The sequence below is a fragment of the Erwinia aeris genome, assembly GCF_041224955.1.
GTDB lineage: Bacteria > Pseudomonadota > Gammaproteobacteria > Enterobacterales > Enterobacteriaceae > Erwinia > Erwinia aeris.
This window is the reverse complement of sequence record NZ_JBGFFX010000011.1, coordinates 34,701-60,161: the sequence shown is the minus strand read 5'-3', so window position 1 is coordinate 60,161 and position 25,461 is coordinate 34,701. Positions and strand designations below refer to the sequence as shown.

The 25,461-nt window shown below is 54.6% G+C and carries 23 protein-coding genes; 9 read left to right on the top strand and 14 right to left on the bottom strand.

Annotated elements, in window-relative coordinates; translation table 11 throughout:
* Positions 1-172 precede the first annotated feature (172 nt).
* A complete protein-coding gene (locus tag AB6T85_RS17055; protein ID WP_253458373.1) occupies positions 173-754 on the bottom strand; it encodes a DUF4142 domain-containing protein in 582 nt (193 codons plus the stop codon).
* Positions 755-1,089: 335 nt separating this feature from the next.
* Here AB6T85_RS17055 and AB6T85_RS17050 point away from each other — a divergent pair, with 335 nt between their 5' ends.
* The gene (locus AB6T85_RS17050) at positions 1,090-2,133 is read left to right on the top strand and encodes an NAD-dependent epimerase/dehydratase family protein (RefSeq protein ID WP_253458375.1); all 1,044 of its coding nucleotides are present in this window, start codon (positions 1,090-1,092) and stop codon (positions 2,131-2,133) included.
* An 87-nt stretch (positions 2,134-2,220) separates the two neighbouring features.
* On the opposite strand, the gene AB6T85_RS17045 is transcribed toward AB6T85_RS17050, so the two are convergent.
* The 3 genes from AB6T85_RS17045 to AB6T85_RS17035 all read right to left on the bottom strand — a co-directional run bounded on the left by AB6T85_RS17045 (position 2,221) and on the right by AB6T85_RS17035 (position 3,407).
* Positions 2,221-2,454, bottom strand: coding sequence for an ATP-binding cassette domain-containing protein (locus AB6T85_RS17045; RefSeq protein WP_301730025.1), 234 nt, complete (start codon positions 2,452-2,454; stop codon positions 2,221-2,223).
* Positions 2,455-2,656: 202 nt separating this feature from the next.
* Positions 2,657-2,896, bottom strand: coding sequence for a hypothetical protein (locus AB6T85_RS17040; protein WP_253458380.1), 240 nt, complete (start codon positions 2,894-2,896; stop codon positions 2,657-2,659).
* Positions 2,865-3,407, bottom strand: a complete 543-nt coding sequence (locus tag AB6T85_RS17035) for a hypothetical protein (RefSeq protein WP_253458383.1) — start codon at positions 3,405-3,407, stop codon at positions 2,865-2,867. The genes AB6T85_RS17040 and AB6T85_RS17035 overlap by 32 nt, the downstream gene beginning before the upstream one ends.
* A gap of 281 nt (positions 3,408-3,688) precedes the next feature.
* On the opposite strand from AB6T85_RS17035, the gene AB6T85_RS17030 reads away from it, so the two are divergent.
* The gene (locus AB6T85_RS17030; RefSeq protein WP_369896245.1) at positions 3,689-4,003 is read left to right on the top strand and encodes a DUF6678 family protein; all 315 of its coding nucleotides are present in this window, start codon (positions 3,689-3,691) and stop codon (positions 4,001-4,003) included.
* A 166-nt stretch (positions 4,004-4,169) separates the two neighbouring features.
* On the opposite strand, the gene AB6T85_RS17025 is transcribed toward AB6T85_RS17030, so the two are convergent.
* Together AB6T85_RS17025 and AB6T85_RS17020 are read right to left on the bottom strand one after the other, a co-directional pair.
* A complete protein-coding gene (locus AB6T85_RS17025; protein WP_369896244.1) occupies positions 4,170-5,387 on the bottom strand; it encodes an MFS transporter in 1,218 nt (405 codons plus the stop codon).
* A 205-nt stretch (positions 5,388-5,592) separates the two neighbouring features.
* Entirely contained in the window at positions 5,593-5,868 is a 276-nt protein-coding gene (locus tag AB6T85_RS17020; protein ID WP_253458390.1) for an Rdx family protein, read from the bottom strand.
* A gap of 244 nt (positions 5,869-6,112) precedes the next feature.
* On the opposite strand from AB6T85_RS17020, the gene AB6T85_RS17015 reads away from it, so the two are divergent.
* The 5 genes from AB6T85_RS17015 (at position 6,113) to AB6T85_RS16995 (ending at position 12,197) form a co-directional block, all read left to right on the top strand.
* Complete coding sequence (locus AB6T85_RS17015; protein WP_369896243.1) at positions 6,113-8,485, top strand: TonB-dependent receptor domain-containing protein; 2,373 nt, start codon at positions 6,113-6,115, stop codon at positions 8,483-8,485.
* Between the two features lie 107 nt (positions 8,486-8,592).
* The gene (locus AB6T85_RS17010; protein ID WP_301250607.1) at positions 8,593-9,621 is read left to right on the top strand and encodes a hemin-degrading factor; all 1,029 of its coding nucleotides are present in this window, start codon (positions 8,593-8,595) and stop codon (positions 9,619-9,621) included.
* Positions 9,618-10,436: a heme/hemin ABC transporter substrate-binding protein gene (locus tag AB6T85_RS17005; RefSeq protein ID WP_253458396.1), complete on the top strand. Its 819-nt coding sequence runs from the start codon at positions 9,618-9,620 to the stop codon at positions 10,434-10,436. The genes AB6T85_RS17010 and AB6T85_RS17005 overlap by 4 nt, the downstream gene beginning before the upstream one ends.
* Positions 10,433-11,431 (top strand): FecCD family ABC transporter permease, encoded by a 999-nt coding sequence (locus AB6T85_RS17000; RefSeq protein ID WP_301250606.1) that lies wholly within the window; start codon positions 10,433-10,435, stop codon positions 11,429-11,431. Before AB6T85_RS17005 ends, AB6T85_RS17000 begins: the two co-directional genes overlap by 4 nt.
* A complete protein-coding gene (locus AB6T85_RS16995; RefSeq protein ID WP_301250605.1) occupies positions 11,424-12,197 on the top strand; it encodes a heme ABC transporter ATP-binding protein in 774 nt (257 codons plus the stop codon). The genes AB6T85_RS17000 and AB6T85_RS16995 overlap by 8 nt, the downstream gene beginning before the upstream one ends.
* Before the next feature lie 8 nt (positions 12,198-12,205).
* Here the strand turns inward: AB6T85_RS16995 and mrdA are convergent, their stop codons facing one another.
* Entirely contained in the window at positions 12,206-14,101 is a 1,896-nt protein-coding gene (gene mrdA, locus AB6T85_RS16990; RefSeq protein WP_253458402.1) for a penicillin-binding protein 2, read from the bottom strand.
* Positions 14,102-14,697: 596 nt separating this feature from the next.
* Here mrdA and AB6T85_RS16985 point away from each other — a divergent pair.
* Positions 14,698-15,798: an NADH:flavin oxidoreductase/NADH oxidase gene (locus AB6T85_RS16985; protein ID WP_253458406.1), complete on the top strand. Its 1,101-nt coding sequence runs from the start codon at positions 14,698-14,700 to the stop codon at positions 15,796-15,798.
* 37 nt (positions 15,799-15,835) lie between these two features.
* On the opposite strand, the gene AB6T85_RS16980 is transcribed toward AB6T85_RS16985, so the two are convergent.
* From AB6T85_RS16980 to AB6T85_RS16950, 7 genes are all read right to left on the bottom strand, one after another.
* Positions 15,836-16,474, bottom strand: coding sequence for a helix-turn-helix domain-containing protein (locus tag AB6T85_RS16980; protein WP_369896242.1), 639 nt, complete (start codon positions 16,472-16,474; stop codon positions 15,836-15,838).
* A 52-nt stretch (positions 16,475-16,526) separates the two neighbouring features.
* Positions 16,527-17,669 carry a fimbrial protein gene (locus AB6T85_RS16975; protein WP_301730030.1) on the bottom strand — a complete coding sequence of 381 codons (1,143 nt, stop codon included), beginning with the start codon at positions 17,667-17,669 and terminating at the stop codon, positions 16,527-16,529.
* A 14-nt stretch (positions 17,670-17,683) separates the two neighbouring features.
* Positions 17,684-20,314: a fimbria/pilus outer membrane usher protein gene (locus tag AB6T85_RS16970; RefSeq protein WP_369896241.1), complete on the bottom strand. Its 2,631-nt coding sequence runs from the start codon at positions 20,312-20,314 to the stop codon at positions 17,684-17,686.
* 71 nt (positions 20,315-20,385) lie between these two features.
* Positions 20,386-21,087 carry a fimbrial biogenesis chaperone gene (locus AB6T85_RS16965; protein WP_301730033.1) on the bottom strand — a complete coding sequence of 234 codons (702 nt, stop codon included), beginning with the start codon at positions 21,085-21,087 and terminating at the stop codon, positions 20,386-20,388.
* Between the two features lie 50 nt (positions 21,088-21,137).
* Positions 21,138-21,719 (bottom strand): fimbrial protein, encoded by a 582-nt coding sequence (locus AB6T85_RS16960; protein ID WP_369896240.1) that lies wholly within the window; start codon positions 21,717-21,719, stop codon positions 21,138-21,140.
* 94 nt (positions 21,720-21,813) lie between these two features.
* Positions 21,814-22,221, bottom strand: a complete 408-nt coding sequence (locus AB6T85_RS16955; RefSeq protein WP_253458423.1) for a winged helix-turn-helix domain-containing protein — start codon at positions 22,219-22,221, stop codon at positions 21,814-21,816.
* 658 nt (positions 22,222-22,879) lie between these two features.
* A complete protein-coding gene (locus AB6T85_RS16950; protein WP_369896239.1) occupies positions 22,880-23,956 on the bottom strand; it encodes a tartrate dehydrogenase in 1,077 nt (358 codons plus the stop codon).
* 82 nt (positions 23,957-24,038) lie between these two features.
* Between AB6T85_RS16950 and AB6T85_RS16945 the strand changes: the two genes are divergently transcribed.
* Positions 24,039-24,971, top strand: coding sequence for a LysR family transcriptional regulator (locus AB6T85_RS16945; RefSeq protein ID WP_301250598.1), 933 nt, complete (start codon positions 24,039-24,041; stop codon positions 24,969-24,971).
* Positions 24,972-25,461 lie beyond the last annotated feature (490 nt).

Genomic DNA, 25,461 nt, shown 5'->3' with positions numbered 1-25,461 from the left:
GCAGTGAACGTCTGTTTGCGACCACGCAGGTGCGAGCATTGAACGGCACGCTTAGAGTAAAGGTGCCGCCCGTTCTGCGGCACCACCAACAATGACGCCTCCGTGCCTTTCAGCGATATGTTGAACAAGGCCCGTGCCTGGTCGAAGGACAGTCGCCCACTGAACAACCTGTTTACTTACCTGCCGACATCGACATCTGTTGGGCGGACTTCAGGTGCTGCTCAACGACCGGCGTATGCGCGTCGGCCAGGGCCTTCACATCCGCATCCTTAATCTGCATGGCGTCACTTTTCAGCTTCGCCAGCACCATCTTGTGGTCTTTAGTGCCGGCGTTTTCCATATACATCTTGTCAAATGCGTTGCCGCTCTGCTTTTCCAGTTTAGCGGCTATGGCCTTGTGGCTGGCGTCCGGCTCAGTCGGCAGCGTCACGCCCTTTTGCTGGGCGACGGCCTGTACTTTGGTCAAGGCGGCGCCGTGATCTTCGACCATCTGCTGAGCGAATGCTTTGACATCGCTGCTTTGGGCCTTGCTCAGCGCGAGCTTGGCAGCGGCGATTTCATTGATATTGGCCTGCGCCATGTCTTTCACCGCTTTTTCGTCGCCGGCACTGAGTTTGGCGCTCGATCCTGCCTGGCCCGCGGCGACATTCTGCGCGGCGCTCGTTGGCGTCTGGGCCTGCACGCCGACAGTGTTGAACATAGCGGCCGCTGCCGATACGGCCAGCAGCATTTTCAGGGTTTTACTCTTTTGCATGTTGTTCTCCTGATGGTCGTGGGTAGGGTGGGTATTTGGGAACTAACCGTGCTCAGATTCGTAGGTAAATTACACCAGCAATGGTCAGTATAGTGGATCATCGGGGCGAGTCAGGGTCTGCAACGAGAACGGCAGCAAATGATGGAGGCAAAAAAGCGGGAATGGCACCTGTGTCACGCGCCAGAAGTTGATAGGGGCGTAGGCGGCAGGCCGGAAAATTCTGTGCTGTAAACGTGTACAGAGAGAAACGTTTCTGTGGCTCTGCGCCTGTTCATCATTGTTTGACCCGAAAAACGCAGCTACATTTTGTTATCTGAAACCAAGCGGAGAACTGTATGAATAACAAGCACGTATTGCTGGTCGGTGCAAGCGGCGTAGTTGGCTTTGCCGCTCATGATTCCTTCCATAAAGCGGGCTGGCAAATCACGACTCTTGGGCGTTCGCCGCACAGCCCTCATTCTTCTCCTCATATCAGCGCCGACCTGACCTCTTCAGAGGATCTTAAACAACACCGCGAAGCGTTTGAAACGGTGACGCATATCTTTTACGCGGCGTTGCGCCAGGATCCTAATCCGGGCGTGGAAGCGGATATTAATGCGCTGATGTTTGAAAACCTGATCGGCGCAGTGCGCTCGTCAGGCAATGCGTTGCAGCATATTATCTTTATTCAGGGCGGCAAGGTTTATGGCGCTCATCTGGGCGTTTACCGCACCCCGGCACGGGAAGAGGACAGCCGGCATTTTCCGCCTAACCTCTATTTCCGGCATGAAGACTATGCGAAGAAGATTGGCGAGGAAGGTATCGGCTGGACTGCGCTGCGCCCGGATATTGTTATCGGCCACTCATTCGGATCGCCCATGAACCTGGGAAATCTGATCGGCGTGTACGGGACGATTTGCCGCGAAACGGGAACCGCTCTGCATTTCCCCGGCCCGGATGACGCCTATCGCAATACGCTGGTGAATATCACCGACAGCCGCATTCTGGGGCAAAGCGCTATCTGGGCTGCCGAAAACGCCAAATTCGGCGCGTTCAATATCACCAATGGCGACGTGTTTCGCTGGTGTCATGTCTGGCCAAAACTGGCTGACTGGTTCGGTGTGCCGGTCGGCGAGGCGCAGCCTGTCTCGCTTAGCGAACGTCTCAGCGGGCTTAAGCCTCTCTGGTCATCCATCGCCGATAAGGCGCAGCTGAAGGAGAAGAATATCGATAAGCTGGCGCTGGGCGGATTTGGTGATTTCATCTTCCATGTGCAGAAAGATGCCATATTTGACGTCACCAAAGCGCGCCGGGAAGGATTTGACGCCATGATCAGGCGCTCCGATGACGTGTTGATCGAGCATCTGGAAGCCATGCGCAGCAGTAAACTTATTCCCTGATATGCAAGGCAGCCCGCCGTCTGGCAGGCTGCCGATCCACTCTTGCGGCTGGCTTTGCAACGGCTGAGTTAATGCCCTGATAATCGCTCAGGAAACGATGCTTACAGAAATGCTGAGGTGTCTGAAAAAGTTGTCAGGTATCGCTTTCTCCAGAATCTGCGCCCAATCCATCAACCAGATAATATCAGCCATATCGCGCCACTTTATCGTGACATCTTCCTGCGCCAGACCGCGCATAACACTGAGCACCTTTCCGACTATCTCCGGAGCAAGCGCTGTGGTCTGGTCATCAAACCGCCTTACCGGTAGCTGCATCGCCACGCATTACTGCTGTCCGGCTGCTATCTGCGCCAGATAAGCGTCTAATCTTTGTCAGAAGCAGGCATTGCTTACAAATATATAGCAACCGGCAAAGTACAAATAACTGATGAGCCAAATGGCTAACTAAGTGCGCAGAATTTTTTTGAAAAAGATAAGTACAGGTTGGAATAGAGCGCATAAAAAAGCCCCTTTCGGGGCTCTTTTATGCGCTATACATCCCCTGCTTCTTTGGGCGACCCCCGCCAAAGACTGAGGAACGTTTAACGCGAAGGCTACTATCACTGGATGCCACATAGCGACCATTGACAATTTTAATCTCGCCGGAAGCAAGCTTCTCTCTCACATCTCGACCTGCTGCTGCCTGCAGACGTTTGCCCATTTCAAGAGTAAGGCGTTCCACTGCGGCGTTGTTAAGGCTGGTAACTTTGAGTTGTGACGACATAACTTCTTCCTCCTGCGTCTATATCGGTATATGCGTTCCAACCGATAAACGGGCTGAACAGCCTGCTTGTACGGTGCCCCTGAAGACCGAGTGCTCGCGAATAAATTACTGAAAGATCAGTGCCTCGCTCATGCTCTCTATCTTCCGCGGCGCTGAAAACATATGCACCTGCATCGCAAATATTATAATGGTCATAAATTATACTTGCAACGTTTTGGAGCACACGCCCACCCGCTAATCCGTCAAACTTAACATGCTTAAAGCCTAAAGGTGAGTCTGTTACCGGGTCAATAGTGTCAAATAGTACTGCCCAGACACTATTGTTCTGTGGGAAACGAAACTGTGGGAACGCATGATTCAACTTTATATGTTTTGCTTCTAAATCTGCCAGCGTCGGCAATTCTTGAAAGCCGATCCCGTAGAGTTGCCCGCAATATAAAAACTTGCGATAGACCATCCCTCCCGCCAGAGAGTCATCGAAGGGATCTGGCCACTGTATCCGATTGTTCACCTGGCTTCTCCTTGCCGCAAACTGATAACTATTCAACTAAATGGCAGTAAATTAAATAAAATAAAAGTTACCTAACCCCAATTATTCAGATCCAAAGAAATTTGCTCTTTATAATCCTATGTTAACTATGTATGGAATCACAAATCTTCATTAAATGCTTCTAAATGTGCGCTTTTCGCTCGTAGCATACGGGGAGCGCCTGGCGCCTGTCCACTTAGAGCCAGGGCGTTGCTAACCGCGTAGTATAGTAATCTGTAGGAAGCTGGTGCCTGGAGGTTTAAATGCTTTATAGCTGCATGAATGATACAAAATGGAATGAAATCCGTCTGGCAATGGTGAACATGACATCGCCTCCTTTATGGAAAACGACCTCTCTCGATGGCTATGGATCCGCAGTGGATGGCGAGTGGTTTTACCATTTCAACGTGGGCGGCTATTCGGATATCCACTATCTTGATATTTTGACAAATTCAGTTGAGCAGCACGCGGAAGTTGGCGTTATTCTTCGCGCTATTCATCTTCCCGGTATTGAAACTTCAACCGGCTACAGGATTTTTGGATACGCGGATTCGACCAGCTATGTAGAATATCTTTAGTTGGGCAGCATTAATAAGCGGCCAACGGGATTATTAATGATAAGGTAAAATTTGTGTCCGTTTCTCGCTCAAAACAGTAGCCACACGGTATCTGATTTTCCCATGACGTCCGCTCCCACAAAGCGGACGTCACTTAAACATTCAGGGAACCCGATCACGCCATCTTTTAAATCAAATCGGTGGCGCCAATCGCGCTTTTTTTACGGTCGGCCACTTCCTTCAGCAGGGCGAAAGCAAAGATCACCATCCCCATCAGCGGCAGAACGGCGCCATAGCTGGCGGTCTGCGTCATCGGATAGCCCTGCTGCACCACCCAGGCACCCAGAAACGCACCCAGCGCGTTGGCGATATTAAAGGCGGAGTGATTCAGCGTCGCGGCGAGCGTTTGCGCTTTTCCGGCCACCTGCATCAGACGCACCTGTAGCGGCGCGCACAGCGCCAGATTGGTGCCGATCAGGAAAGCCCCCAGCAGCAGGCCGCTGACGGAAGAGACCATCAGCGGGAACAGGGTCAGCACCAGCACGCTCCAGGCCAGAATACAAAAAATAGAGAGCATGATTTTGCGGTCGGCCAGCTTGCCGCCAGCCAGATTGCCCAACACCATGCCCAGACCAAAAGCGAACAGCACCACCGGCAGCCAGAGCGTAGAGAGGTGCGCGGCCAGCGTCAGGATCGGCGTGATATAGCTGATCACGGCAAACATGCCGCCAAAGCCGATAGCCGCGATGCCCAGCGTCAGCCAGATGCGGCTGTTCGCCAGCCCGCGGATCTCTTTCAGCGGCGAGCTTTGCGCTTCCTCATGCTGCTGTGGGAAAAGTTTAAAAATCAGCAGCGCATCGGCCAGCGACAGCAGCGACACGCAGGCAAAGGCCCAGCGCCAGTCCAGGTGTTCGCCCAGCAGCGTCGCCGCGGGATTCCCCAGCAATGAGGCCAGCGTCAGGCCGAGCATGACTTTGCCCACCGCCTGACCGCGCCGGTTTTCTTCCACCAGCGAAGCGGCCGCCAGCGCCGCCACGCCAAGAAAAGCGCCGTGCGGCAGGCCGCTAATAAAACGGGAAATCACCAGCGCGTGGGCGCTGTCCGCCAGCATGCTGCTGACGTTGCCGCCTAAAAATAGCGTGATAAAAATCATCAGCTGATGCTTGCGGCTAAGGCGCGCGGTGCTCAGGGAAAACAGCGGCGCGCCGATCACCACGCCCAGCGCGTAGTAGCTGATAAAACGGCTGCCTTCGGCCAGGCTGACGTGCATCGCTGCGCTGACCTGCGGCAGCAGGCCCATGATCACAAATTCGCTCAGGCCGATGGCGAAGGCGCCCAGCGCCAGGGCAAACAGCAGCGGGCCGACGGCGCGCGCCGCAGGGGAAGTTGGGTTTTCAATAGTCATAAAAAGTCTTAATAAGAGAGGCTAAAACCTGTGCACAACGCGTGACGGGGACGATGAGGGCAGGGCAGGCAAGAGTAGTTATTATTGCCGGCTGGCAGCGTGCCGCCGGAAGGCGCTGAGTTTACCGTGTAGCGGCAGGGATAAACAAGCCGGGCCGCGTGGATGGCCCGTCAAAACGTTAGCGCAGGGCGCTTTATTCGGCTGGCTATCTGTCTATATGACCCAAATCCCGCTCGGGAAAACAGTAGTTCCGCACGCGCTGCTTCAGCTCTTTCACTTCCGGAAAGCCGCCATCCACTTTGCGATCCCACAGCAGATGACCGTCAACGGCAATTTGATAGATGCCGCCCGTGCCCGGCACCAGCGTGACCGAAGCTAAATCGGTGCCAAAAGTATGCAGCAGCTCCTGCGCCATCCAGCCCGCGCGCAGCAGCCAGTTGCATTGGGAGCAGTAGTGAATAGTGATGGCAGGCGTTGTCATTAGCGTAGTCCGGAAAAAAAGGGGAGCACCATCTTCTGGTCGGTGAGAGGCGCTGTCAAGCCCGCGACTGCTTGCCTTTTCCCGGATTGTGAATTCTTTATGGAGATTGTTGATAACATAAATCAATATGATTATCATTCGCATTTATTGAGGTCAGGGATCGACTATACCAGGCGCGGCGGGCGTCAGTAACGCTTTTGGCAGTGATGTGAGTCGATACTAATAAAGAAAAAGGCTTACCAGCATGTACAAGAATCAGTATTCTCAGGGAATTTTCCATCGTTCCGTGCTGTTTACGGCACTGGCGGCGGCCGGTTTATCATCAGGTGCGCAGGCGGCGGACGCGCGTGCCGCAAATGAGCAGCTGACCGTTGCCGACACGCACAGCGAACCACAGATGGTGGTCACCGCGCCCCGACAGGTAAAAGAGGCGGGCAGCCAGACCACCCTCACCGCAGCGGAAATGCAAAAAAAAGGGGCTAACGACTTCGGCTCGGTAATGCGTTATGAACCGTTGATCGGCGCGACCGGTGCCAGCGGCGGATCGGGCGCGGGCAAAAGCGGTTTCGATCGCGGCGGCTATACCGGCTACAACATTCGCGGCCTGGAAAGCAACCGCGTGGGGCTGGAGGTGGACGGCATTCCGCAGCCGGAAGCGGCCGGGCGCAGCTACGCCAGCCGCGCAGGTCTGAACACCTTCGGCATTGGCCGCGATTATATCGATCCTTATCTCTACGGCCTGGTAGAGATCGAATCCGGCGCGACCTCTACGGAAAAAGCCAACAACGCCATTGGCGGCGCGGTCTCCTTCCTGCCGAAATCGGCAGATGACTACCTGTCGCCCTATAAATCGACTTATTTCGGCTATCGGTCCGACTACGACTCCGCCAACCGCAGCTGGCACAACGGCATAACCGCTGCGGCAGGCGATGCCACGCTGCGCGGCATGTTCGTTTACAGCCGTCGCGACGGCCAGCAAACGCGCAATAACAGCGATACGCTGGCGGCTTATCCGGCCAACTGGCATTCAAACGCGCTGCTGGCTTCCGGCATCTGGCAGCCCAACGACGAGCACAAGCTGACCGGCACCGTCGATTATTATGACAAAACCAACCACACCCATTACGACTCGTGGGACAGCAGCGGCAACACCATCTGGGGAACCGCGCAGCAGCAAAGCAATACCCGCCGCTGGGGCATCAGCCTGAAGGATGAGTGGACGCCGACCAGCGATTTGCTCGACAGCCTGACCTCCCGGCTTTATTACCAGCAGACGCAGGCGCACGACAATACCCTGATGCCTGCCAGCGCGACGGCGATGGAGCGGGTTTATTCCGATTACAATGTGGATATCCGGGGCGTGGAAACCCGGCTGATAAAAACCCTGGGACGCCACGAGCTGAGCGGCGGCCTGAACGCGACCGTCACCGACACGCAGCGGCCCTTCCGTCAGACGCCTGCGCCCAGCCAGTACAGCGTCATCATGCAGCCGCAGGCCGACAGCCGCGGCTATCTGGCGGGCGGTTACCTTCAGGATAAAATCCACTTCGATCTGAACGGTCACGACTTCAGCGCGGTGCCGGGCGTGCGTATCGCTTACCAAAGCATCAGGCCGCAAAACCTGAGCAGCCTGGCCACCGGCAGCACGGCTATTACCGAAGCGGATCTGCAAAAGCTTTACGGGCAGAAAAATAGCGATACGCAGGTGCTGCCATCGCTGAGCCTGAACTACGAGCTGACGCCGGATCTGATGACGTATGTGCTCTACAAGCGCGGCGCGCAGTTCCCCAACGCCAGCCAGCTGTACGGCTCCTGGAATCTTGGCTCCAGCTATGCGGGATCCGCGCAGTACGCGCTGATCGGCAACAGCGCGTTAAAAACGGAAACCAGCGATAACCTGGAGTGGGGGCTGAAAGGCGAGGCGGCGAAAGGCGTATCGCTGAATGCCGCCATGTTCTACAACACCTACGACAACTTTATTGCCTATACCCGCTACACGCGCGCCGGCAGTCCGGCGAAGTTCAGCCGGGTGCCGTCGAATATTTACACTATCTATCAGGCAGAAAACCGTGATAAAGCTTTTATCTGGGGCGGCCAGCTTAGCACCAGGCTTGATGTCGGCAGCTGGTTTAGCGAGGTTAACGGCCTGAGCGCCACCTTTGCGCTGGGTTACAGCGAAGGCAAATCAAAATCCAGCTACGCTGGCGACAGCTATGTCGATTTAGACAGCGTGGCGCCGGTCAAAGCGATAGTGGGCGTAGCCTGGGACGATCCGGCAAAAGTCTACGGCGCTGCGGTAACGGCGACCTTTGTTAAGGGCAAGCGGGCGACCGAAACCAATCGCGAAAGCTACAGCAACAGCGGCGCGGCGCTGGCCGGGTCGGACGAGGAATACAGCCGCGTGCCGGGTTACGGCATGGTGGATATGACCGCCTGGTGGCAGGCGGCGAAAAACGTGCGCGTCAGCGGCGGTATCTATAACCTGACCGATCGTAAATATTGGGACTACCTGAGCAGCCGCAACCTGACGGAAAGCACGCGACAGGATGCCTTTGATAAAGCGCTGGCGGTGATGCCGGGCCGCACCTTCCAGCTGGGCGTCAATGTGGATTTCTGACCGCCTTAACTTTGCCCCGCGCTCGAGGCTTAATGGCGTAGCGGTAATGCCGGTTTCACAGTTAAGGCAACTTTGCCCCGCGCGCGGGGCTTAATGGAGAACAAGCGATGAACCTTTTACAACGTTACAGGCAGCTTAAAGCCGACCACCCGAAAAAATACGCCCGCGACCTGGCCGCGCTGCTGGACGTCAGCGAAGCCGAGCTGACCCATGCCCGCACCGCTTTCGACGCGGCGGCGCTGCGGCCGGATTTCAGTGCGCTGCTGGCCGCGCTGGAAGCGGTGGGCGAAACCAAATCGATTACCCGCAACGCCTTTGCCGTGCATGAACAAATTGGCCGCTACGAGAATTTGCATCTGGGCGGCCACGCCGGGCTGGTTCTGAACCCACGCGCGCTGGACCAGCGGATCTTTCCGCAGCGCTGGAAAAGCGCCTATGCGTTGCGTGAGGAGACGGCGCGCGGCGAACGTCACAGCATTCAGATTTTTGACGCGCACGGCGACGCGGTACTGAAAATTTACGCCACGCCCAACACCGATATGGCGGCCTGGCAGGCGCTGATCGCCGACTATCGCCTGATGGAAACGCCGGAGCTGGAGGTGATCCCGGTGACGCCTGCCAGCGTTAGTCCGCAGCCGGACAGCGCGGCTATTGAACAGGAATGGCGGGCGATGACTAACGTGCACCAGTTTTTCGGCCTGCTGAACCGCCACGGCGTTTCGCGCCAGCAGGCTTTCCACGCCGTTCCCGACGATCTGGCGCAGCGGGTGGACAACAGCGCGCCCGGCGAGCTGCTACGGCAGGCCAGCCAGGACGGCAACGAGATCATGATTTTCGTCGGCAATCGCGGCTGCGTGCAGATCTTTACCGGCGTGGTGGAGAAGCCGGTATGGAGGGAAAACTGGCTGAACATTTTCAATCCCACCTTTACGCTGCATCTGATGGCGGATCGCATAGCGGAAAGCTGGATCACCCGTAAGCCCACGGCTGACGGCTTTGTCACCAGCCTGGAGCTGTTTGCCGCCGACGGCACGCAGATCGCCCAGCTGTTTGGTCAGCGCACCGAGGGCCAGCCGGAACAGGCGCGCTGGCGCGAGCAGATCGCCGGGCTGACGAAGCAAGGAGCGACGGTATGAGGCTGTGGCTGATAGCGCTGCTGGCGCTGCCTTTTGCGCTGATGGCGGAAGAGCGAGTGGTAACGATCGGCGGCGACGTCACTGAGATTGTCTACGCGCTGGACGCCCAGCAAACTTTGGTAGCACGGGACTCCACCAGCCTGCGGCCCGCGCTGGCGACCAAACTGCCGGACGTGGGCTATATGCGTCAGCTGAATGCGGAAGGCATCCTGGCGATGCGGCCCACGCTGGTTATCGCCAGCGAGCTGGCTAAACCCTCGCTGGCCTTACAGCAGGTTGAGCAGGCCGGGGTCAGGGTGGTCACGGTAACGGGCGAGCCGACGCTCCAGGCGATCCATAAAAAAATCGCTACCGTTGCAGGCGCGCTGCATAAAGAAGAGGAAGGCAAAGCGCTGGACGCCAGGCTGGACAGCCAGCTGGCCGCAATGGCGAAAAAACCGCTGCCGGTCAAAGTGCTGTTTATCCTTAATCATAGCGGCATGAAGGCGATGGCGGCGGGAACGGAGACGGCGGCGGACAGCGCCATTCGCAGCGCGGGGCTGATTAACGCCATGGGGCAGGTGCCGCGCTACCAGCCGTTGACCCAGGAAGGTATCGTGGCCAGCGCGCCGCAGCTGGTGGTGATTGGCAAAGACGGCCTGAAGGCGATGGGCGATGAAGAGCGTATCTGGCAGCTGCCGGGACTGGCGCTGACGCCTGCGGGCAAGCAGCGCAACCTGCTGGTGGTGGACGATATGGCGCTGCTGGGCTTTGGTCTGCAAACGCCGGGCGCTATCGGCAAACTGCGTAAAGCGGCGGAAGCGACGCTGCCATGAGGAAAATGACGTCGCGCGGGCTGGGGATCATGCTTGCGCTGACGGTGGCGACGGCGCTTTTTGCCGCCAGCATGGGCGCGATGCGGCTGTCGCTGCCGATGGTCTGGCAGGCGTCCGCCGACAGCCTGGTCTGGCAGATCTGGTGGACTATCCGCCTGCCGCGCGTGCTGCTGGCGGTGCTGGTCGGCAGCGCCCTGGCGGTTTCCGGCGCGACCCTACAGGGGTTGTTTCGCAATCCGCTGGCCGATCCCGGCCTGTTGGGGATCAGCAGCGGCGCGTCGCTGGCGCTGGCGCTGGCCGTAGTGATGCCGCTGACGCTGCCTGCCGTGCTGGCTTTATGGTGGCCGATGCTGGCCGCCTTTGTCGGCAGCCTGGCCGTGACCCTGATGATTTTTTTGCTCAGCCGTCACGGCCGCACCACGCTCTCTCGCCTGCTGCTGGCGGGCATCGCTATCAACGCGCTCTGCGGCGCAGCGGTCGGCTTGCTCTCCTGGATCGGCAACGATCAGCAGCTGCGTCAGCTTTCGCTGTGGGGTATGGGATCGCTGGGACAGGCGCAGTGGTCAACGGTGCTGGCCAGCGCCGCGCTGATCCTGCCGGCGCTGCTGGCGACGCAGTGGCAGGCAAAGCGGCTCAATCTGCTGCAGCTGGGTGATGAAGAGGCGCACTATCTGGGCGTCGATGTGCAACGCACGCAGCGCATCGTACTGGTGCTCAGCGCGCTGATGGTGGCCGCAGCGGTGGCGGTCAGCGGCGTGATCGGTTTTATCGGCCTGGTGGTGCCGCACCTGATCCGGCTGGGCACCGGCGGCGATCATCGCTGGCTGCTGCCCGCTTCGGCGCTGCTCGGCGCCATACTGCTGCTGATAGCCGATACGCTGGCGCGCACGCTGGTGGCGCCTGCCGAAATGCCGGTTGGCCTGCTGACCAGCCTGCTGGGCGCGCCGTGGTTCTTATGGCTGATTTTGCGTCGGCGGGAGGGCGAATATGACTGATGCTTTACAGGCGCTCGATCTTTCCTGCCGCTCAGGGGCGCGGCTGCTGATCGATCGGGTTTCGCTGACGCTGACGCCGGGCGAAATGGTCGCTCTGATTGGCCCGAACGGGGCGGGGAAATCCACGCTGCTGCGGCTGCTGACGGGCTATCTCTCGCCGGATTCAGGTCAGTGCCTGCTGAACGGCCAGGCGCTGGATAGCTGGCCGCGCGATCGGCTGGCGCGCGTCAGGGCGGTGATGAGGCAGCAAAGCCACGTCGAGTTTCCGCTCAGCGTGCGCGAGGTGGTGGCGATGGGACGTGCGCCCTGGCCTGGCCGAGCCAGTGCGTCGATGCTGGACGAAGTGATGCAGCTGACCGGCTGCGACGAGCTGGCCACGCGCGACTATCGACGGCTTTCCGGCGGCGAACAGCAGCGTGTGCAGCTGGCGAGGGCGCTGGCGCAGCTCTGGCACGACGATGGCCCGCGCGGCTGGTTATTTTTAGACGAGCCGACCTCGGCGCTGGATCTCTACCATCAGCAGCATGCGCTGCGTTTGCTGCATCGGCTCAGCCGTAAAGGGCAGCTGGCGGTTTGCTGCGTGCTGCACGATCTGAACCTGGCGGCGCTGTGGTCCGACAGTATGCTGCTGCTGCACGAGGGCAGGCGGGTCGCCAGCGGCACGCCGGCGGAAGTGATGACCGAACCGACGCTGACGCGCTGGTATCGGGCCGAGCTACAGGTTTATCATCACGGCCCCACGCCGCAGCTTATGCTGCGGCGCTAGCGGCCGGGCTATTGCGCGGTCAGGTTGCTCTGTGGATCGGCGGTAGGGGCCATCGGTTTAACATCCGGCGGCAGGAAGATGTGGTCGAGAATATTTCTTACCAGCGGCGCGGCCGTGACGCCGTTGATGCCGCCGTTTTCCAGGATCAGCGCTATCGCCACTTTGGGCTTATCGAAAGGCGCAAAGGCGGTATAGAAAATATGGTCGCGCAGGCGGATCGGGATCGTTTTGGCGTTGTAGATCTGATTCTGCTTCAGGCCGAACACCTGCGAGGTGCCGCTTTTCGCCGCAATGCCGTAAGGCGCGGTATGGAAATATTTATAGCCGGTGCCGTTTGGCGCGTTGGCCATGCCGAACATGGCGCGGCGTACGATCCCCCAGTACGGCGAGTCAGGATCGCCGACCTGCTGAGCGGGCAGCGTCGGCTGCCAAAGGCTGACGTTTTTACCCTGTTTTTCCTCATACATCAGGTGAGGCTGGATAACGCGCCCGTTATTAATAAGCGTGGCCATCGCTTTCACCATCTGGATTGGCGTGGCAATCCAGTAGCCCTGGCCGATACCGACGGAAACGGTATCGCCCTGATACCAGCTCTTTTTATGCACCTTTTGCTTCCATTCGCGGCCTGGTAGCAGGCCGTTGTACTCCTCGTTGAGATCGATGCCGGTGGATTTACCGTAGCCGAACTGGCTGAGCATGGTATGAATGCGATCGATACCCATCATAAAGGCCACCTGATAAAAGAAGGTGTCCGCCGACTCTTCTATCGCGCGGGTTACGTCCAGCATCCCGTGTCCGGTTTTTTTCCAGTCGCGGTATTTGCGCTCGGTGCCCGGCAGCGTCCAGGTCGGCGCGCCGTAGAAGCTGGTTTGCGGCGTAATGACGTGATTCAGCAGTGCCGACATCGCCATATAAGGCTTAACGGTGGAGGCTGGCGGATAAAGCCCTTGGGTTACGCGGTTGATAAGCGGCAGATCTTTATTAGCCAACAGCGACTTGTAGGCTTTATAGCTGATGCCCTTCACAAAAGGGTTGGGATCGTAGCTGGGACTGGACACCATCGCCAGCACCTCGCCGGTTTTGGGATTTTCAATCAGGACGGCGGCCCGCTGGCCTGGCAGCTGCGTCTCCACGTACTGCTGTAAAGGAAGATCCAGCGTCAAATAAATATTTTTACCGGCAACGGGCGGCACCTCTTTCAGCACGCGGATCACCCGGCCGTGGTTATCCACTTCCACTTCCTGATAGCCGGTTTTGCCATGCAGTACCGATTCGTAATAACCTTCAATCCCCTGTTTGCCAATATTATGGTCGGCGGCGTAGTTCTCGCTAATCCCTTCTTTATCCAGCCTTTTATAATCGCTGTCGTTTATTTTAGAGACGTACCCCACCACGTGTGCCAGATCCGGGCCGTAGGGGTACTGGCGATCTTCATAACTGTTGATATCGACGCCGGTATACTTGAATTGATTAACAGAGAAACGGGCCACTTCTTCCGCCGATAGCTCGGTTTTCAACACCACCGGCTTGTAGCGGCTGGCGTTGTGCAGATTATGGGTAAACGTCTCGATATCGTCGGCAGAAAGATCGACTATTGGCGTCAGTTCAGCCAGTAACGCCTTCATATCATGCACTTTATAAGGCACAACTTCGATGTCATACCAGGTAACATTTTTTACCAGCGGCGTACCGTTACGGTCGAAAATAATCCCACGCGTGGGCGCGATGGGGATCATCTTGATATCGTTTTGATTGGAGCGCGTTTGATAGTATTGATTTTGCTCAATCTGCAGATGCCAGAGATTGATGCCAAGCGTGACAAAACCCGCCAGCACAACGCCAAAGGCCACCAGTGCCCTGCGAACAAACAGCTTTTCTTCTTCTGCAAAATCTCTGAATTTCATTCACTGCCAATCAGGTAGTCTTTTATTTACCCGCTACATGATAGAGATTACGCAACAAATCACGACCTGAAAGATGCGTCCCGGCCAGGTAAAGTGTGACATTTGTTGAAGTTGTAACAGAATGGCTGCCTTTTTTAAAAGAGTGATGATTATTACCGCTGCCGCTGCTCATAAATAATATTTATTTTTTCCGCCTTCTGGCGAAAATTTATGACCATTAAACGAGAATGCTGTTTCTGCTGATAACGCGCCGTGACTATAAAATTCAAATTATTTTTCCGCTCTGTTTATTATTTTTGGCTATCAGCCATACGCGGCTAATTCGACGTGGGCGTTTTATATTTTTTACGAACAGGCCTCTTTGGAGCAGTCTGAGTCCGTTACCCAAATTTATTGCTGATTTTGCCTGGCCTGCGGAAAGCCGCCTGCGTTAAGCGGAAAAGATCGGCCTGTGACCACGGCTGACGCTGATACCCACCCTGCGTACAGCATCAGCATTAACCGCTTAGTGAAGTTGCCAGCATTGGCGTAATAATCGACCGACATGACGTTGTCATCAGGCAACCTGTTTTACCGCCATCCATTAAGAGGTTTTTATGTCAGGGTTATTTTCCCCTTTTACCTTAAAAGACGTGACGTTACGCAACCGTATCGCCGTACCGCCAATGTGTCAGTACAGCGCTGAAGATGGGCTGAGCAACGAGTGGCACCGCGTTCATTATGCCAGCCTGGCCCGTGGCGGCGCAGGTCTGGTGATTGTCGAGGCGACGGCGGTTGCGCCGGAAGGGCGTATCACGCCCGGCTGCCTCGGTATCTGGAACGACGAGCAGGCTGAGAAACTGGCGATCATCGCCCGTGATATCAAGGCGGCAGGCGCGGTGCCGGGTATTCAGATTGCCCATGCGGGCCGCAAAGCCAGCGCTAACCGTCCGTGGGAAGGCGACGATCATATCGCGAAAACCGACCCGCGCGGCTGGGAAACGCTGTCGCCGTCCGCTACCGCTTTCGGTGCTAACCTGCCGCAGGTGCCGCACGAAATGACGCTGGAAGAGATTGCCCGCGTTCGCGATGATTTTGCCGTGGCGGCACAGCGCGCGCGTGATGCCGGCTTCGAGTGGCTGGAGCTGCATTTCGCACATGGCTATCTGGCACAGAGCTTCTTCTCCGTGCACGCTAACCAGCGTCAGGATCAATATGGCGGCGATTTCGAAGGGCGCAGCCGCTTCCTGCTGGAAACGCTGGCTGCCGTACGTACACAGTGGCCGGATAACCTGCCGCTGACGGCGCGTTTCGGCGTGATTGAATACGACGGTCGTGACGAAGAGACGCTGACAGAGGCGATTACGCTGACGAAAAAATTCCGCGAAGGCGGCCTGGATCTGCTCAGCGTCAGCATCGGCTTCTCCACGCCGGACGCTAATATTCCGTGGGGCCCCGCTTTCCTGGCGCCAGTTGCCGAGCGCGTGCGCCGTGAAGCGGATATTCCGGTGGCTTCCGCGTGGGGTATTGATGCGCCGTTAATTGCTAACGAAGCCGTTGAGAAAGGTCAGCTGGATCTGGTCATGGTTGGTAAAGCACACCTGGCCAACCCTAACTGGTCCTATCAGGCCGCGCGGGCGCTGAAAAAAGAGCAGCCTTCATGGGTGCTGCCAGCGCCTTATGCACACTGGCTGGAGCGCTATCGCGTTAGCGAGTAAAACCCTGGCAGAAGGTCTGGCGACCTTCTGCCGCTTTCTACTGTAGCCGGGAAAGCGACGATGCTGCGCGCCACGATGGCGGATCCCGCAACCCCAGATAGCTCTTGTTGAAGCCGGAATAAAGATTAAGAATTTCTTTATAGCAGACCAGTGCCATATCGTTGATTTTCATCATCCCCAGTTTGCGTACCGCATTCTGCTTATGCGAGCTAATTGTTTTAACCGAAATATTAAGTTTTCGGGAAATAAAGATAGCCGAGTGGCCGGAAGCCAGCTCTTTCAGGATCAGCGTTTCCTTTCGGGAGAGCTGATTGTAGTGTGAAGCTTCATAGTTCGGGATGGCTTTTAATAAAGGAATGTATTTTTTAAAGGTGCTTTTCTTGGAGATAAGCCAGTAAGGATGAAAGCCTTTATGCTCATCCTGTAAGGGAAGGTCGACAATAAAAACAATATTGATACCGAAATAATCAATATTTTTCGCCATGCCCAGTTTGGTATGGCAATTAGTAAAGTTGATATCAATGATCACGGTATCTTCTTTTGTTAACTTACCGGGGCGGAATTGAGTTAGCCAGCCTTCATAGCTAAATCCTTGCATCGCTATGCCATTTTCCGCCAGAAAGTATTTTAGCCCGGCCACAAAGTACATATCGTCGGAAATAACATATATGCACATAAATCCCTCTTTATCCTGTCCCTGTTACAGCTGAAAAAAAACCTCGCTTTTTTCAGTAGTAGTTAATGGTAAATGTAACGGTCGCATCTGCTCTTCCTGCACTTACGGTCGATTCGGTCTGAATGTAACGAGCGACAAGCGGCATAGACTGCGTGGTCGCCGCACTGTTTTGCATGCTGTAATCCTTGCTGCTGGCAAAATCTACCAGCAAGGGAGAAGCATCAGATTTATTGCCATAAGCCATCTGAATGCCGACGCCTGTGGCGCTGCCGCTGCCCGTTTTTATGCCAAGAATACCGTTAGCGCTGTCGATAATGGCGGTATTAGGTGACAGCGTCAGATTTAAAATGTTGTTGGTGATAGCACCCATGCCGCTGGCGCCGTTGTCGGAAGTCCAGGTATTTCTGCCGTCGTTCAGCGTCCCGTAAAAGCGAGGGCAGTTAACTAAGTTAATGGTGGCATCTTTCCATTCGGTGGTTTTCCCTGTTCCCGTAAAATACTCAGCGATGTCATATTTTCCCATCTCGACGGTGACGTCCGGCGTTTGACAGGTTTGCGAAACGATATTTATCGCCCCGGAAAAGTTCAGGCTCCCTAAATTTATCGCCGAAATACCCGGCGCCTCAAAATCATATTTCACCGTAGGCAGCTGCGATCCGATAAGCGTGCCGGGTGTGATCGTGCCGGTTTTAATCAGCACCACGTCAAATTCAAAGCCGCCTTGCGCTTGCCAAACGTTACTGTCGTATTGAGTTTCTCCCTGCCATGGCTGATAGCTGAAAGGAACGGAATAGTAGGTCAGGTTATAGGTATAAATAGCTATGCCTATACCCGCTACGCCGGTTTCATACACTTTGCCGGCGCGAAACGAGCTGTCTGACCAGTCGGACGCATTGTTAGGCAGATCGCTGTAATACCAGTTAATAGTGGGTTGATAGCTCTGTGTATTATCGCAATAAATATTTGTAGGCCGGGAGGGCTTAAAATACTGGCGATAAATAACGGTGCCGTTACTGACCCCTGGCCCGATGGTCAGATTGCTGCTTTGTAAGGGCAGCGTAAAATTCATAACGCCATAGCCTTTTTGCAGGCTACAGCTCAAGGCAAAAGCCTGCTGGCTCCAGACCGTGGCCATAGCCAGCAGAGCGAGTAACGGGGCGGACCGGCAATATTTTTGTATTAAACGACTCTTCATGTCTTCAATCCGTATTAACTGTGACTTTGACGGGATGTCGGCGGCGCCTCTGCCATGGTTCCCTCTGGCTGCGCGGTTTTTTCAATGGCTTCGCAAACGCTTTCAAAACGCGGTATTTCACGCTGGCGGTCGGTTTCCGCCTGCGGCATCAGGATATAGCTCAGGCTGCATTGCATATCCGGCGCGTCTCCCCATTTAACACGCAGCTTGTCCCGCTGCGCCTGGACGCGTGCATAGACTTCGCCGCCCTGGCCGACGGTACCGACATGGTTGCCCTTGCTGTCCAGCACCTCGGCACCGAAGGCCACAGGCTCACCCTGGAAGGTGGCCGCAATCAGCACCGCTGTGCCGCTGCGCGTGCCGTATTTCAGCTTCACTACGGCGCCTGATAACGGCGCTACTTTCAGCGAGGTGGTATCCAGCTCCACATCGCTGGCGGCCCCGCCAGGATCCAGCGTGACTTCGTTCAGCTGATAGGGATCCAGATAGGGCACGGCAGCGTAGCCGTTCCAGTCAACGTGAACGCCAGGATAGGACGAAACGCTGGCGCCCTGGGCGCCTTTGGCCTCGACCAGCGCGAAGGTATCGGAGGTGTAAGGCGTTAGCGTCACGCCGCCGGAATGGCCAATAACGGTGCCGCTCATCCCGCCAGACGCGCTGTAATAGTTGCTGCCTTTGCCGTACGAAGCGCTCAAAGAAGAAACGGCGCTGCGCCATGTACCATTAACCGTGCCGCTGCTGCCCGTGCCCTGATTGGCGTTGGCGGCGCTGACGCCGTAAGAAAACTGGCCAAGCTTACCGCCCGTGCCGGATATGGCTGCCTGTTCTGAGGTTCGCCCGTTGCTGTTATGCGCTAAATCAACACGCAGCTGGGGCGTGTAGCTGCTGCTGTTGCCCAGCGGCAGGCTGAAGTTCAGCAGATAGTTGTTCTCGGCCTCGCCGTACAGCGTCCAGGTGCGGTTAACGCTAAGACCCCATGAGAGATTTTTATAGCGATTGTTGTAGCCCAGCTGGTACTGCTTGCTGTTGCCGTCGCGGTTCCAGTAATCCTGTAGCGAGCTGCTGGCGTAAAGGGTTCCCCAGCGTTCCGGCAGCCCTTGACTGACCGTAGCGATAAAACGGTTTTTGGCGCGCCAGATTGCGCTGGTTGACAGCCCGTCGGCAACCGCTTCCCGCGTCTGCATCGCCGTCATAAATCCCATATAGCCGCTGGTGGAAAAACGGTAGGCCGCCAGCGACACTTTGCTGCTGGTAGCGCTGACGGTTTTGCTGTAGCTGAGCTGAAAGCTCTGCCCGCTCATGGATGTCGGCGTATCTTCGGCAGTCCCGCCCAGATGGGTGCGGGCCTGAGTGGCATCCAGCGCAAAAGCGCCGATTTCGGTACCAAGCGCCAGGCCCGATTGCAGCGCATAGTAGTTCTGACTCGCCTGGAAACCGCCATAGGCGGTAAGCATATTGGTCAGGCCATATTGCAGCGTAGCCTGATAAAGGGCGGGCTTTTCCGACAGCGAGCTGCTGCGCAGCCTGCCGGCGGTAACGGAGTAGCGGCTGTTGCCCGGCCTGAGCAGCTGGGCGACAGAGGAGTAGGGCACTTCAAAATATTGTTCGCTGCCGTCAGACTCGCGAACGGTGACCGCTAAATTACCACCGTAGCCGGTGGGATAGAGGTCGTTAATTAGAAACTCGCCCGGCGGCACGGTGGTTTCGTAAATAACCTGGCTGCCCTGACGTACGGTCACCCTGGCGTTAGTGCGCGCCACGCCGTGGATCTCTGGCGCATAGCCGCGCAGCGAGTTCGGCAGCATTCTTTCATCACTTGCCAGCTGTACGCCGGAAAAAGGCAGCGTTTCAAACAGCAAGCCTGAGGTATTCGCCTGGCCAGCCAGCAGACGGCTTTCCAGGGCGGGAATATCCCGCTGCACATAGGTATTAAGGGCGCTATATTTTTTCTGGCCGTGCTCAACCCAGTTCCAGCTGCCGTTATGGCGCAGATACCAGCTGGCGATATTTAATCCCGCCCGGATGCTGGCATAGACGGATTGATAGCGGGTTCCCCCGCTTTCGCTGGTGTAGGCGCTGGCATTATAAGCCAGTAGCGCTGCCGGAATGCCGCTGTCCCAGCGGTCCTTGCTTATCGCTCCTCGCGCGTTTCGCGCCATATAAATTTGCGGAACGATAATATCAAGCCGCTGTTCGTTACTGTCGTAATTGACGGCGATCTCGGGAATTTTTTTCTTCAGATCGTAACAGCCCCGGCCGCGCTCATCCTGCTCAAAAAAATTTGCGGGTATCCGGCCTGCATCGAAGGCGATTCTTTTTATCAGCTCTTCTTTTAAGCAGGGCAGAACGTTTTTGTTCTTATCGGCGCTGAATTCAATATCGTAATTTCCCAGCAGGTCATTATTAACGTAAACCGCCGTTCGATAGATGCCGGGCAACGCCGCCGCACCGTTAGCGAAGCGGCCGAGATCGATAGCGCTGCCGTCGCTGACGTTAAGAAATGTAGGATCGAACTCAACATTTTTGGCAACTTCCTGCGGTGCAGAAGGGGAAGGTTCGATCGCATAGGCTGAAGAAATAAAAGGAAGGAGCAACACCAGCTGCGCTTGCTTCCATCTTTTTCCTTGTGGCGAGGCGTTTTCCATAAAAATCCTTTTTATAAAAAACCTGATTAAGCGTCATTAATCTGTCCCGATGACGTAGAGTAGAATATCCATTAATTGACTTGCGCATCGACGCTGATAGAGGCGCCATAATCATTGATATAATTTACCTTTATTTTTTCCCCAGGGTTTGCTGCGGCAGTAAAGCTGGCTTCAGAAAAAGGCGCGATCGTATCTGCCTCGGTATTTTTATCGTTAATAACTATATTGGTCAGCGAGATATAATAAGGCGTAGGATTATTGGCTATCAGCTGCTGCCCGTTTTTTTTCCAGACAATTTTTTGTGCGGCATCGTTAGCGTTTCCTTTCAAACCGACGGGACGGAAAAAGAATTTAATACGCGAGCGAAAGGCCATTTGCAGCAGGTTGCTGTCTTTAAGCAACGGGTTTTTAGCCGGAATTTCCAAAACGTTCAGCCAGTAGATGCTTTCCCGATCGGCCGGCAGCGGCTTTCCCGTATAGCTGATACGCAGCGTCTGGCCTTTCTCCGGCTCCACGCGGTTGATAGGCGGCGTCAGGACAAAAGGCACATGGATAGTGTCCGGTTTGGCTTTTACATCGCCGTCATCGATCCAGCTCTGGATTAGCACCGGCTTTTTCCCTTTATTGGCTAATTTTACGCTGACTTCTCTGGCGTCTGAGGGATAAATAACCCGGGTGCCGGTAATCACTACGCTGGCAGAAGCCGTGTAGCTAAACGCCAGCAATAAAGAAGCGTTTAAACCGGACAAAAATAAGCGAGAAAATTTATTCATACTAACCTTCTGTAAAAAGCAGAGAGACGGCGTCTCTCTGCGGGGAGGTTTTATTTATACTGAAGAGCGTAAACCACGCTGCTGCTAACTTTACCTGCGGTAGCGGCGGCATCTTCCGCATAATAGCGAACGACGTAATCTAACGATGCGCTGCCAACTCCGTTAGCATCTAAAGTCACTTCTTTATAAGACGCATTGGCTTTTTGACTATCATCACCGACGGCAATAACATTGAGAGTAGTGCTATTAGCATCTAATAGCTCCAGCGTGACGTTTGACTTTTCCGTAGCCGTACTCTGGTTTGTCAGACGTCCGTTAGTATTAACGGTAGAACCGTACTGGAAGAAAGCCGACACTTCTGTCATATCGTTTGCCAGCTTACACTCCGTCAGTGCCATATTAAAATGTGTATCACCTGCGGTAGCAGCCTGCGCGGACATAGTAGAGGTTTCAAGCGTCGGCAGGGTAACATCACCGTCTGAATTACCTGAACCGTTTACATTTACCTTACAGGTGGTGGCAGTGAGTTCACCATTAAAGGTAATGGTGCCCGAAGAGTCTGTAGAAGCCGCCTGGGCAGTCACGCCGGTAAACGCGGTTGCCAGCGCAGCAGCAATCAGCAATTTTTTCATTGAACATCCTTATTTTCATCATGTTAAAATAAATCCCATCTTGTCGTTGGGATTGTTATTTTTCCCTGAGGGGAAGTATTTGCAGTGGTTTTATCTACAAATTCTTAGTGTCGAAGTAGTAAATAGGCGTGACGCGCTCTTTATTAATGCAGAATCCCCTGACGTGATCCTCTTCTGTCCGGGTGATAAAATCTTCAGCAATACCAAGCGTTGAAAGTTTGTTTCTCAGGCAGTGCATGACCTGCCAGAGCCGCTGTGATGAGGAGCTCAGGCCATACTTGTCCCACACATTGGTTAATATTTCTTCATTGCCGATAACTTTACTGTCGGCATTTTCCAGCAGGTAAATAAAAAGGCGCATCATGGTTTTTCTTAATTTTATTGCGCTGGTGCCCTTTTCGTTTGCCAGTAGTTTGATATTAATGATCCGGCTCTGGTTAATATTAACCTGGATGTCGGGCTCAATCATGTAACCGTAGACTTTTGCGCTTTCCCAATCCATTACCTTTCCTCCATGAAAACCAGACCGATTTTTTCAAAACGTGTCAAACGGAAACTCTTTCCTGAGTGCGGCTATAGTAACTGTTGAGATAAATCCATCTCAACACTTACTTTATTCTTTTATAAAGGGGGTATTATTTGTTAATTAAAGGGGGGAATGGCTACTTAAGGTTTTTTTTGTGGTTTTTTATATCAATGCATGCAGGTGTTTAAGGTTTTTATTTCGTCAAAAGGGGTAAGTCGATCATCAAACGGAAAATCTATTTTAGCCTGATATTTTAGAATAAAATATTAGATAATTTCTGCCATTACTGCTAATGATTCACAATCATGACGGCTTTTTTTAACACTTGTCGATTCCGGTAACTAAAAAAAATTAAATTTTTCCTTAGTTATTGTCATACGTTAGTGTCAGGCTATGGTTAAAAATTAAAAATAACGTTTTTACTAATGGTTCAGGTTAGTGAAGTCATCTGGCCTGCCAGCCAGGATTATTCTCAGGCCTGAATTAATGGTTGATATTTTATAGCTCATAGTTAGTTGGTGTTTTTAATGGGAATAGTCTCATATTTTTTTATTTTTACAATAGTTGCACAGAATAATTTTCCACCTTCAGTAAAATAGCAAAAAGGAGAAAGGCCGCCTTTTTCCTCCCTTATTTACAGCGCGGCGGCGATAGCGGCGCCCAGATCTGCCGTTTTCCCCGTACCGCCAATGTCCGAGGTTAACCGTATTTTATCTTCACTGCTCAGCACGCGTTCTATGGCTGCTACCACTGCTTCCGCCGCCTCGCTATGGCCCAGATGCTCAAGCATCATCGCGCCGCACCAGATTTGACCTATCGGATTGGCGATGCCTTGACCAGCGATGTCCGGTGCAGAGCCATGTACGGGTTCGAATAAGCTGGGAAAGGTACGTTCAGGATTAATGTTAGCGGAAGGCGCAATACCGATGGTTCCGGTGCAGGCCGGCCCCAAATCGGAAAGAATATCGCCGAACAGATTGCTGGCGACAACCACATCGAACCTGTCCGGATGCAGGACAAAGTGCGCCGTCAGAATATCAATATGGTATTTATCCACCGCCAGGTCGGGATAATGCTCGTGCATCGCCGCTACGCGACTGTCCCACCACGGCATGGTGATGGCAATGCCGTTGGATTTGGTGGCGGAAGTCAGATGGCGGGCCGGACGCTTTTGCGCCAGCTCAAAGGCGAACTTTAAAATGCGGTCCACGCCGGTACGGGTCATTACCGTTTCCTGAATAACAATTTCTCTCTCCGTATTGGGAAACATCGTTCCGCCAACGCTGGAGTATTCGCCTTCGGTATTCTCACGCACCACGTAGAAATCGATGTCACCAGGCTGGCGATCGGCCAGCGGGGATTTGATGCCGGCCAGCAGCCTCACCGGACGCAAATTAACGTACTGATCGAACTGGCGGCGGAACTGGAGCAGCGAGCCCCACAGCGAGACGTGATCCGGCACGATTTCGGGCCAGCCGACGGCGCCAAAGTAGATAGCGTCAAACGGCTTAAGTAAGGCAAACCAGTCGTCCGGCAGCATTTTACCGTGCTGCTGATAATAGTCCGCGCTGGCAAAATCAAACCAGACCCACTCCAGCACGATGCCGAATTTTTCTGCGGCGGCGCTGATAACCTTTACGCCTTCCGGCATCACCTCTTTGCCGATCCCGTCACCGGGGATCACGGCAATTTTGTAGTTTGCTACGGACATTGCGCATCTCCTGGAAAGTTAGCTTTTCGCCCTGAGTCTATTGCAGCATTATGGTTAAATAATTAGCCTGGAATTCAATGCAATGTTAACTAAAGGTAAAGAGTTGGCGACAACCAGCGAGGATCTGCGCTTTTTTACCCACGTGGCCAGACTGACCAGTCTGACGGAGGTCGCCCGGGAACTGGGATTAAGCCTGCCGGCCGTCAGTAAACGACTGACGCAGTTGGAAGAGAAGCTGGGCGTACAGCTGGTCAGACGAACTACCCGACGCCTGGAGCTGACGCCGGAAGGGCTGCTTTACGCCGAAGGCGCGGAGCCGATCCTCAGCCAGCTGGCGCAGCTGGAAGAGGAGCTGGGCGGCGAAAGCGCTATGCTACACGGCACCTTACATATCAACGCTTCCTTTGGTTTTGGACGTCGTTACGTTGCGCCTCTGGTTTCAGATTTTGCCGCGCAACATCCGGCGTTAACGCTTAATTTACAGCTATCCAGCCAGCCGCTGAACTTCCTTAATGCAGGTATAGATGTGGATATCCGCGTAGGCAGCGTGCCGGATTCCCGTTTGATTGCACGCCGTATAGCGGCTAATTATCGCGTGGTATGCGCCTCGCCGGACTATCTGGCCCGTTATGGTGTACCACAGCGCGTTGAAGATCTGGCGCAGCATAATTGTATTGTGCTGCGCCAGCATGAGTCGGATGCCGCTATCTGGCGATTCAGCAAGGCGGGTAAAGAGCATCGGCAGAAAGTACAGGGAAGCCTGACCACAAATGATGGTGAGGTTGCCATGCGCCTGGCGCTGGATGGCCATGGTCTGATCCTGCGCTCGTGGTGGGATGCACGCGAAGCGATCCTGGCCGGCAAGCTGGTTCAGGTGCTCACTTCATATCAGCTGCCTTCAGCGGATATCTATGCGGTTTATGCTCATAGCCGACAGACGCCAAAAAGGATCCGCTGTTTTACCGACTATCTGCATGAGCGTTTCGAAGCGCTATTTACAGACGAGAAGAAATAAAAGGGGTTGCGCGCTCATGATGTTCCTGGCAGCAGAAGTAGCAGGCTTTTACGCGGTTGCCAAACCGGGCTTTGGCCACGGTTAATGCCTGGAGAGGGGCATAGCAGCTGCCGATAAACGCCAGCTTATTTTTCCCGGGCATTTTCTGGCAGCCTCGGCGGTGTAACAGATGAAAATCCATTTGTTCTGGTCGTTGGGTCACATAATAGTATTCAGCTTGCATTTTCCCTTTCACTCTTGGCAGGCGATAGCAAATGACTTTATGATAATTTTAATAAGATTATTTTAACGCGGAACTATCGGAAAAGGTGCCGTCCCGTTGATTTACAGATAAATGCGTATAAGGCAAGTTAAGTGGCGTTAATTAATGGGCGCGGCGGGCACTTTTTTTTCTTATTAATAGCAGGTTCAGAGGTTACATGGTGTGTACAGATTTACAGAAAATCTTAATAAACGTGATTTATATTGGTAGTAAAAATATGCGCGTTTA

What these genes read in the sequence shown, in the direction of transcription:
- AB6T85_RS16945 (WP_301250598.1), top strand. Translation starts at nt 24,039, where the DNA reads ATGTTAACTAAAGGTAAAGAGTTGGCGACAACCAGCGAGGATCTGCGC.
- AB6T85_RS16960 (WP_369896240.1), bottom strand. Translation starts at nt 21,719, where the DNA reads ATGAAAAAATTGCTGATTGCTGCTGCGCTGGCAACCGCGTTTACCGGC.
- AB6T85_RS16970 (WP_369896241.1), bottom strand. Translation starts at nt 20,314, where the DNA reads ATGGAAAACGCCTCGCCACAAGGAAAAAGATGGAAGCAAGCGCAGCTG.
- AB6T85_RS16980 (WP_369896242.1), bottom strand. Translation starts at nt 16,474, where the DNA reads ATGTGCATATATGTTATTTCCGACGATATGTACTTTGTGGCCGGGCTA.
- AB6T85_RS16950 (WP_369896239.1), bottom strand. Translation starts at nt 23,956, where the DNA reads ATGTCCGTAGCAAACTACAAAATTGCCGTGATCCCCGGTGACGGGATC.
- AB6T85_RS17020 (WP_253458390.1), bottom strand. Translation starts at nt 5,868, where the DNA reads ATGACAACGCCTGCCATCACTATTCACTACTGCTCCCAATGCAACTGG.
- AB6T85_RS17040 (WP_253458380.1), bottom strand. Translation starts at nt 2,896, where the DNA reads ATGTCGTCACAACTCAAAGTTACCAGCCTTAACAACGCCGCAGTGGAA.
- AB6T85_RS17010 (WP_301250607.1), top strand. Translation starts at nt 8,593, where the DNA reads ATGAACCTTTTACAACGTTACAGGCAGCTTAAAGCCGACCACCCGAAA.
- AB6T85_RS17025 (WP_369896244.1), bottom strand. Translation starts at nt 5,387, where the DNA reads ATGACTATTGAAAACCCAACTTCCCCTGCGGCGCGCGCCGTCGGCCCG.
- AB6T85_RS17005 (WP_253458396.1), top strand. Translation starts at nt 9,618, where the DNA reads ATGAGGCTGTGGCTGATAGCGCTGCTGGCGCTGCCTTTTGCGCTGATG.
- AB6T85_RS16965 (WP_301730033.1), bottom strand. Translation starts at nt 21,087, where the DNA reads ATGAATAAATTTTCTCGCTTATTTTTGTCCGGTTTAAACGCTTCTTTA.
- mrdA (WP_253458402.1), bottom strand. Translation starts at nt 14,101, where the DNA reads ATGAAATTCAGAGATTTTGCAGAAGAAGAAAAGCTGTTTGTTCGCAGG.
- AB6T85_RS16975 (WP_301730030.1), bottom strand. Translation starts at nt 17,669, where the DNA reads ATGAAGAGTCGTTTAATACAAAAATATTGCCGGTCCGCCCCGTTACTC.
- AB6T85_RS17055 (WP_253458373.1), bottom strand. Translation starts at nt 754, where the DNA reads ATGCAAAAGAGTAAAACCCTGAAAATGCTGCTGGCCGTATCGGCAGCG.
- AB6T85_RS17015 (WP_369896243.1), top strand. Translation starts at nt 6,113, where the DNA reads ATGTACAAGAATCAGTATTCTCAGGGAATTTTCCATCGTTCCGTGCTG.
- AB6T85_RS17000 (WP_301250606.1), top strand. Translation starts at nt 10,433, where the DNA reads ATGAGGAAAATGACGTCGCGCGGGCTGGGGATCATGCTTGCGCTGACG.
- AB6T85_RS16985 (WP_253458406.1), top strand. Translation starts at nt 14,698, where the DNA reads ATGTCAGGGTTATTTTCCCCTTTTACCTTAAAAGACGTGACGTTACGC.
- AB6T85_RS16995 (WP_301250605.1), top strand. Translation starts at nt 11,424, where the DNA reads ATGACTGATGCTTTACAGGCGCTCGATCTTTCCTGCCGCTCAGGGGCG.
- AB6T85_RS17030 (WP_369896245.1), top strand. Translation starts at nt 3,689, where the DNA reads ATGCTTTATAGCTGCATGAATGATACAAAATGGAATGAAATCCGTCTG.
- AB6T85_RS17050 (WP_253458375.1), top strand. Translation starts at nt 1,090, where the DNA reads ATGAATAACAAGCACGTATTGCTGGTCGGTGCAAGCGGCGTAGTTGGC.
- AB6T85_RS16955 (WP_253458423.1), bottom strand. Translation starts at nt 22,221, where the DNA reads ATGGATTGGGAAAGCGCAAAAGTCTACGGTTACATGATTGAGCCCGAC.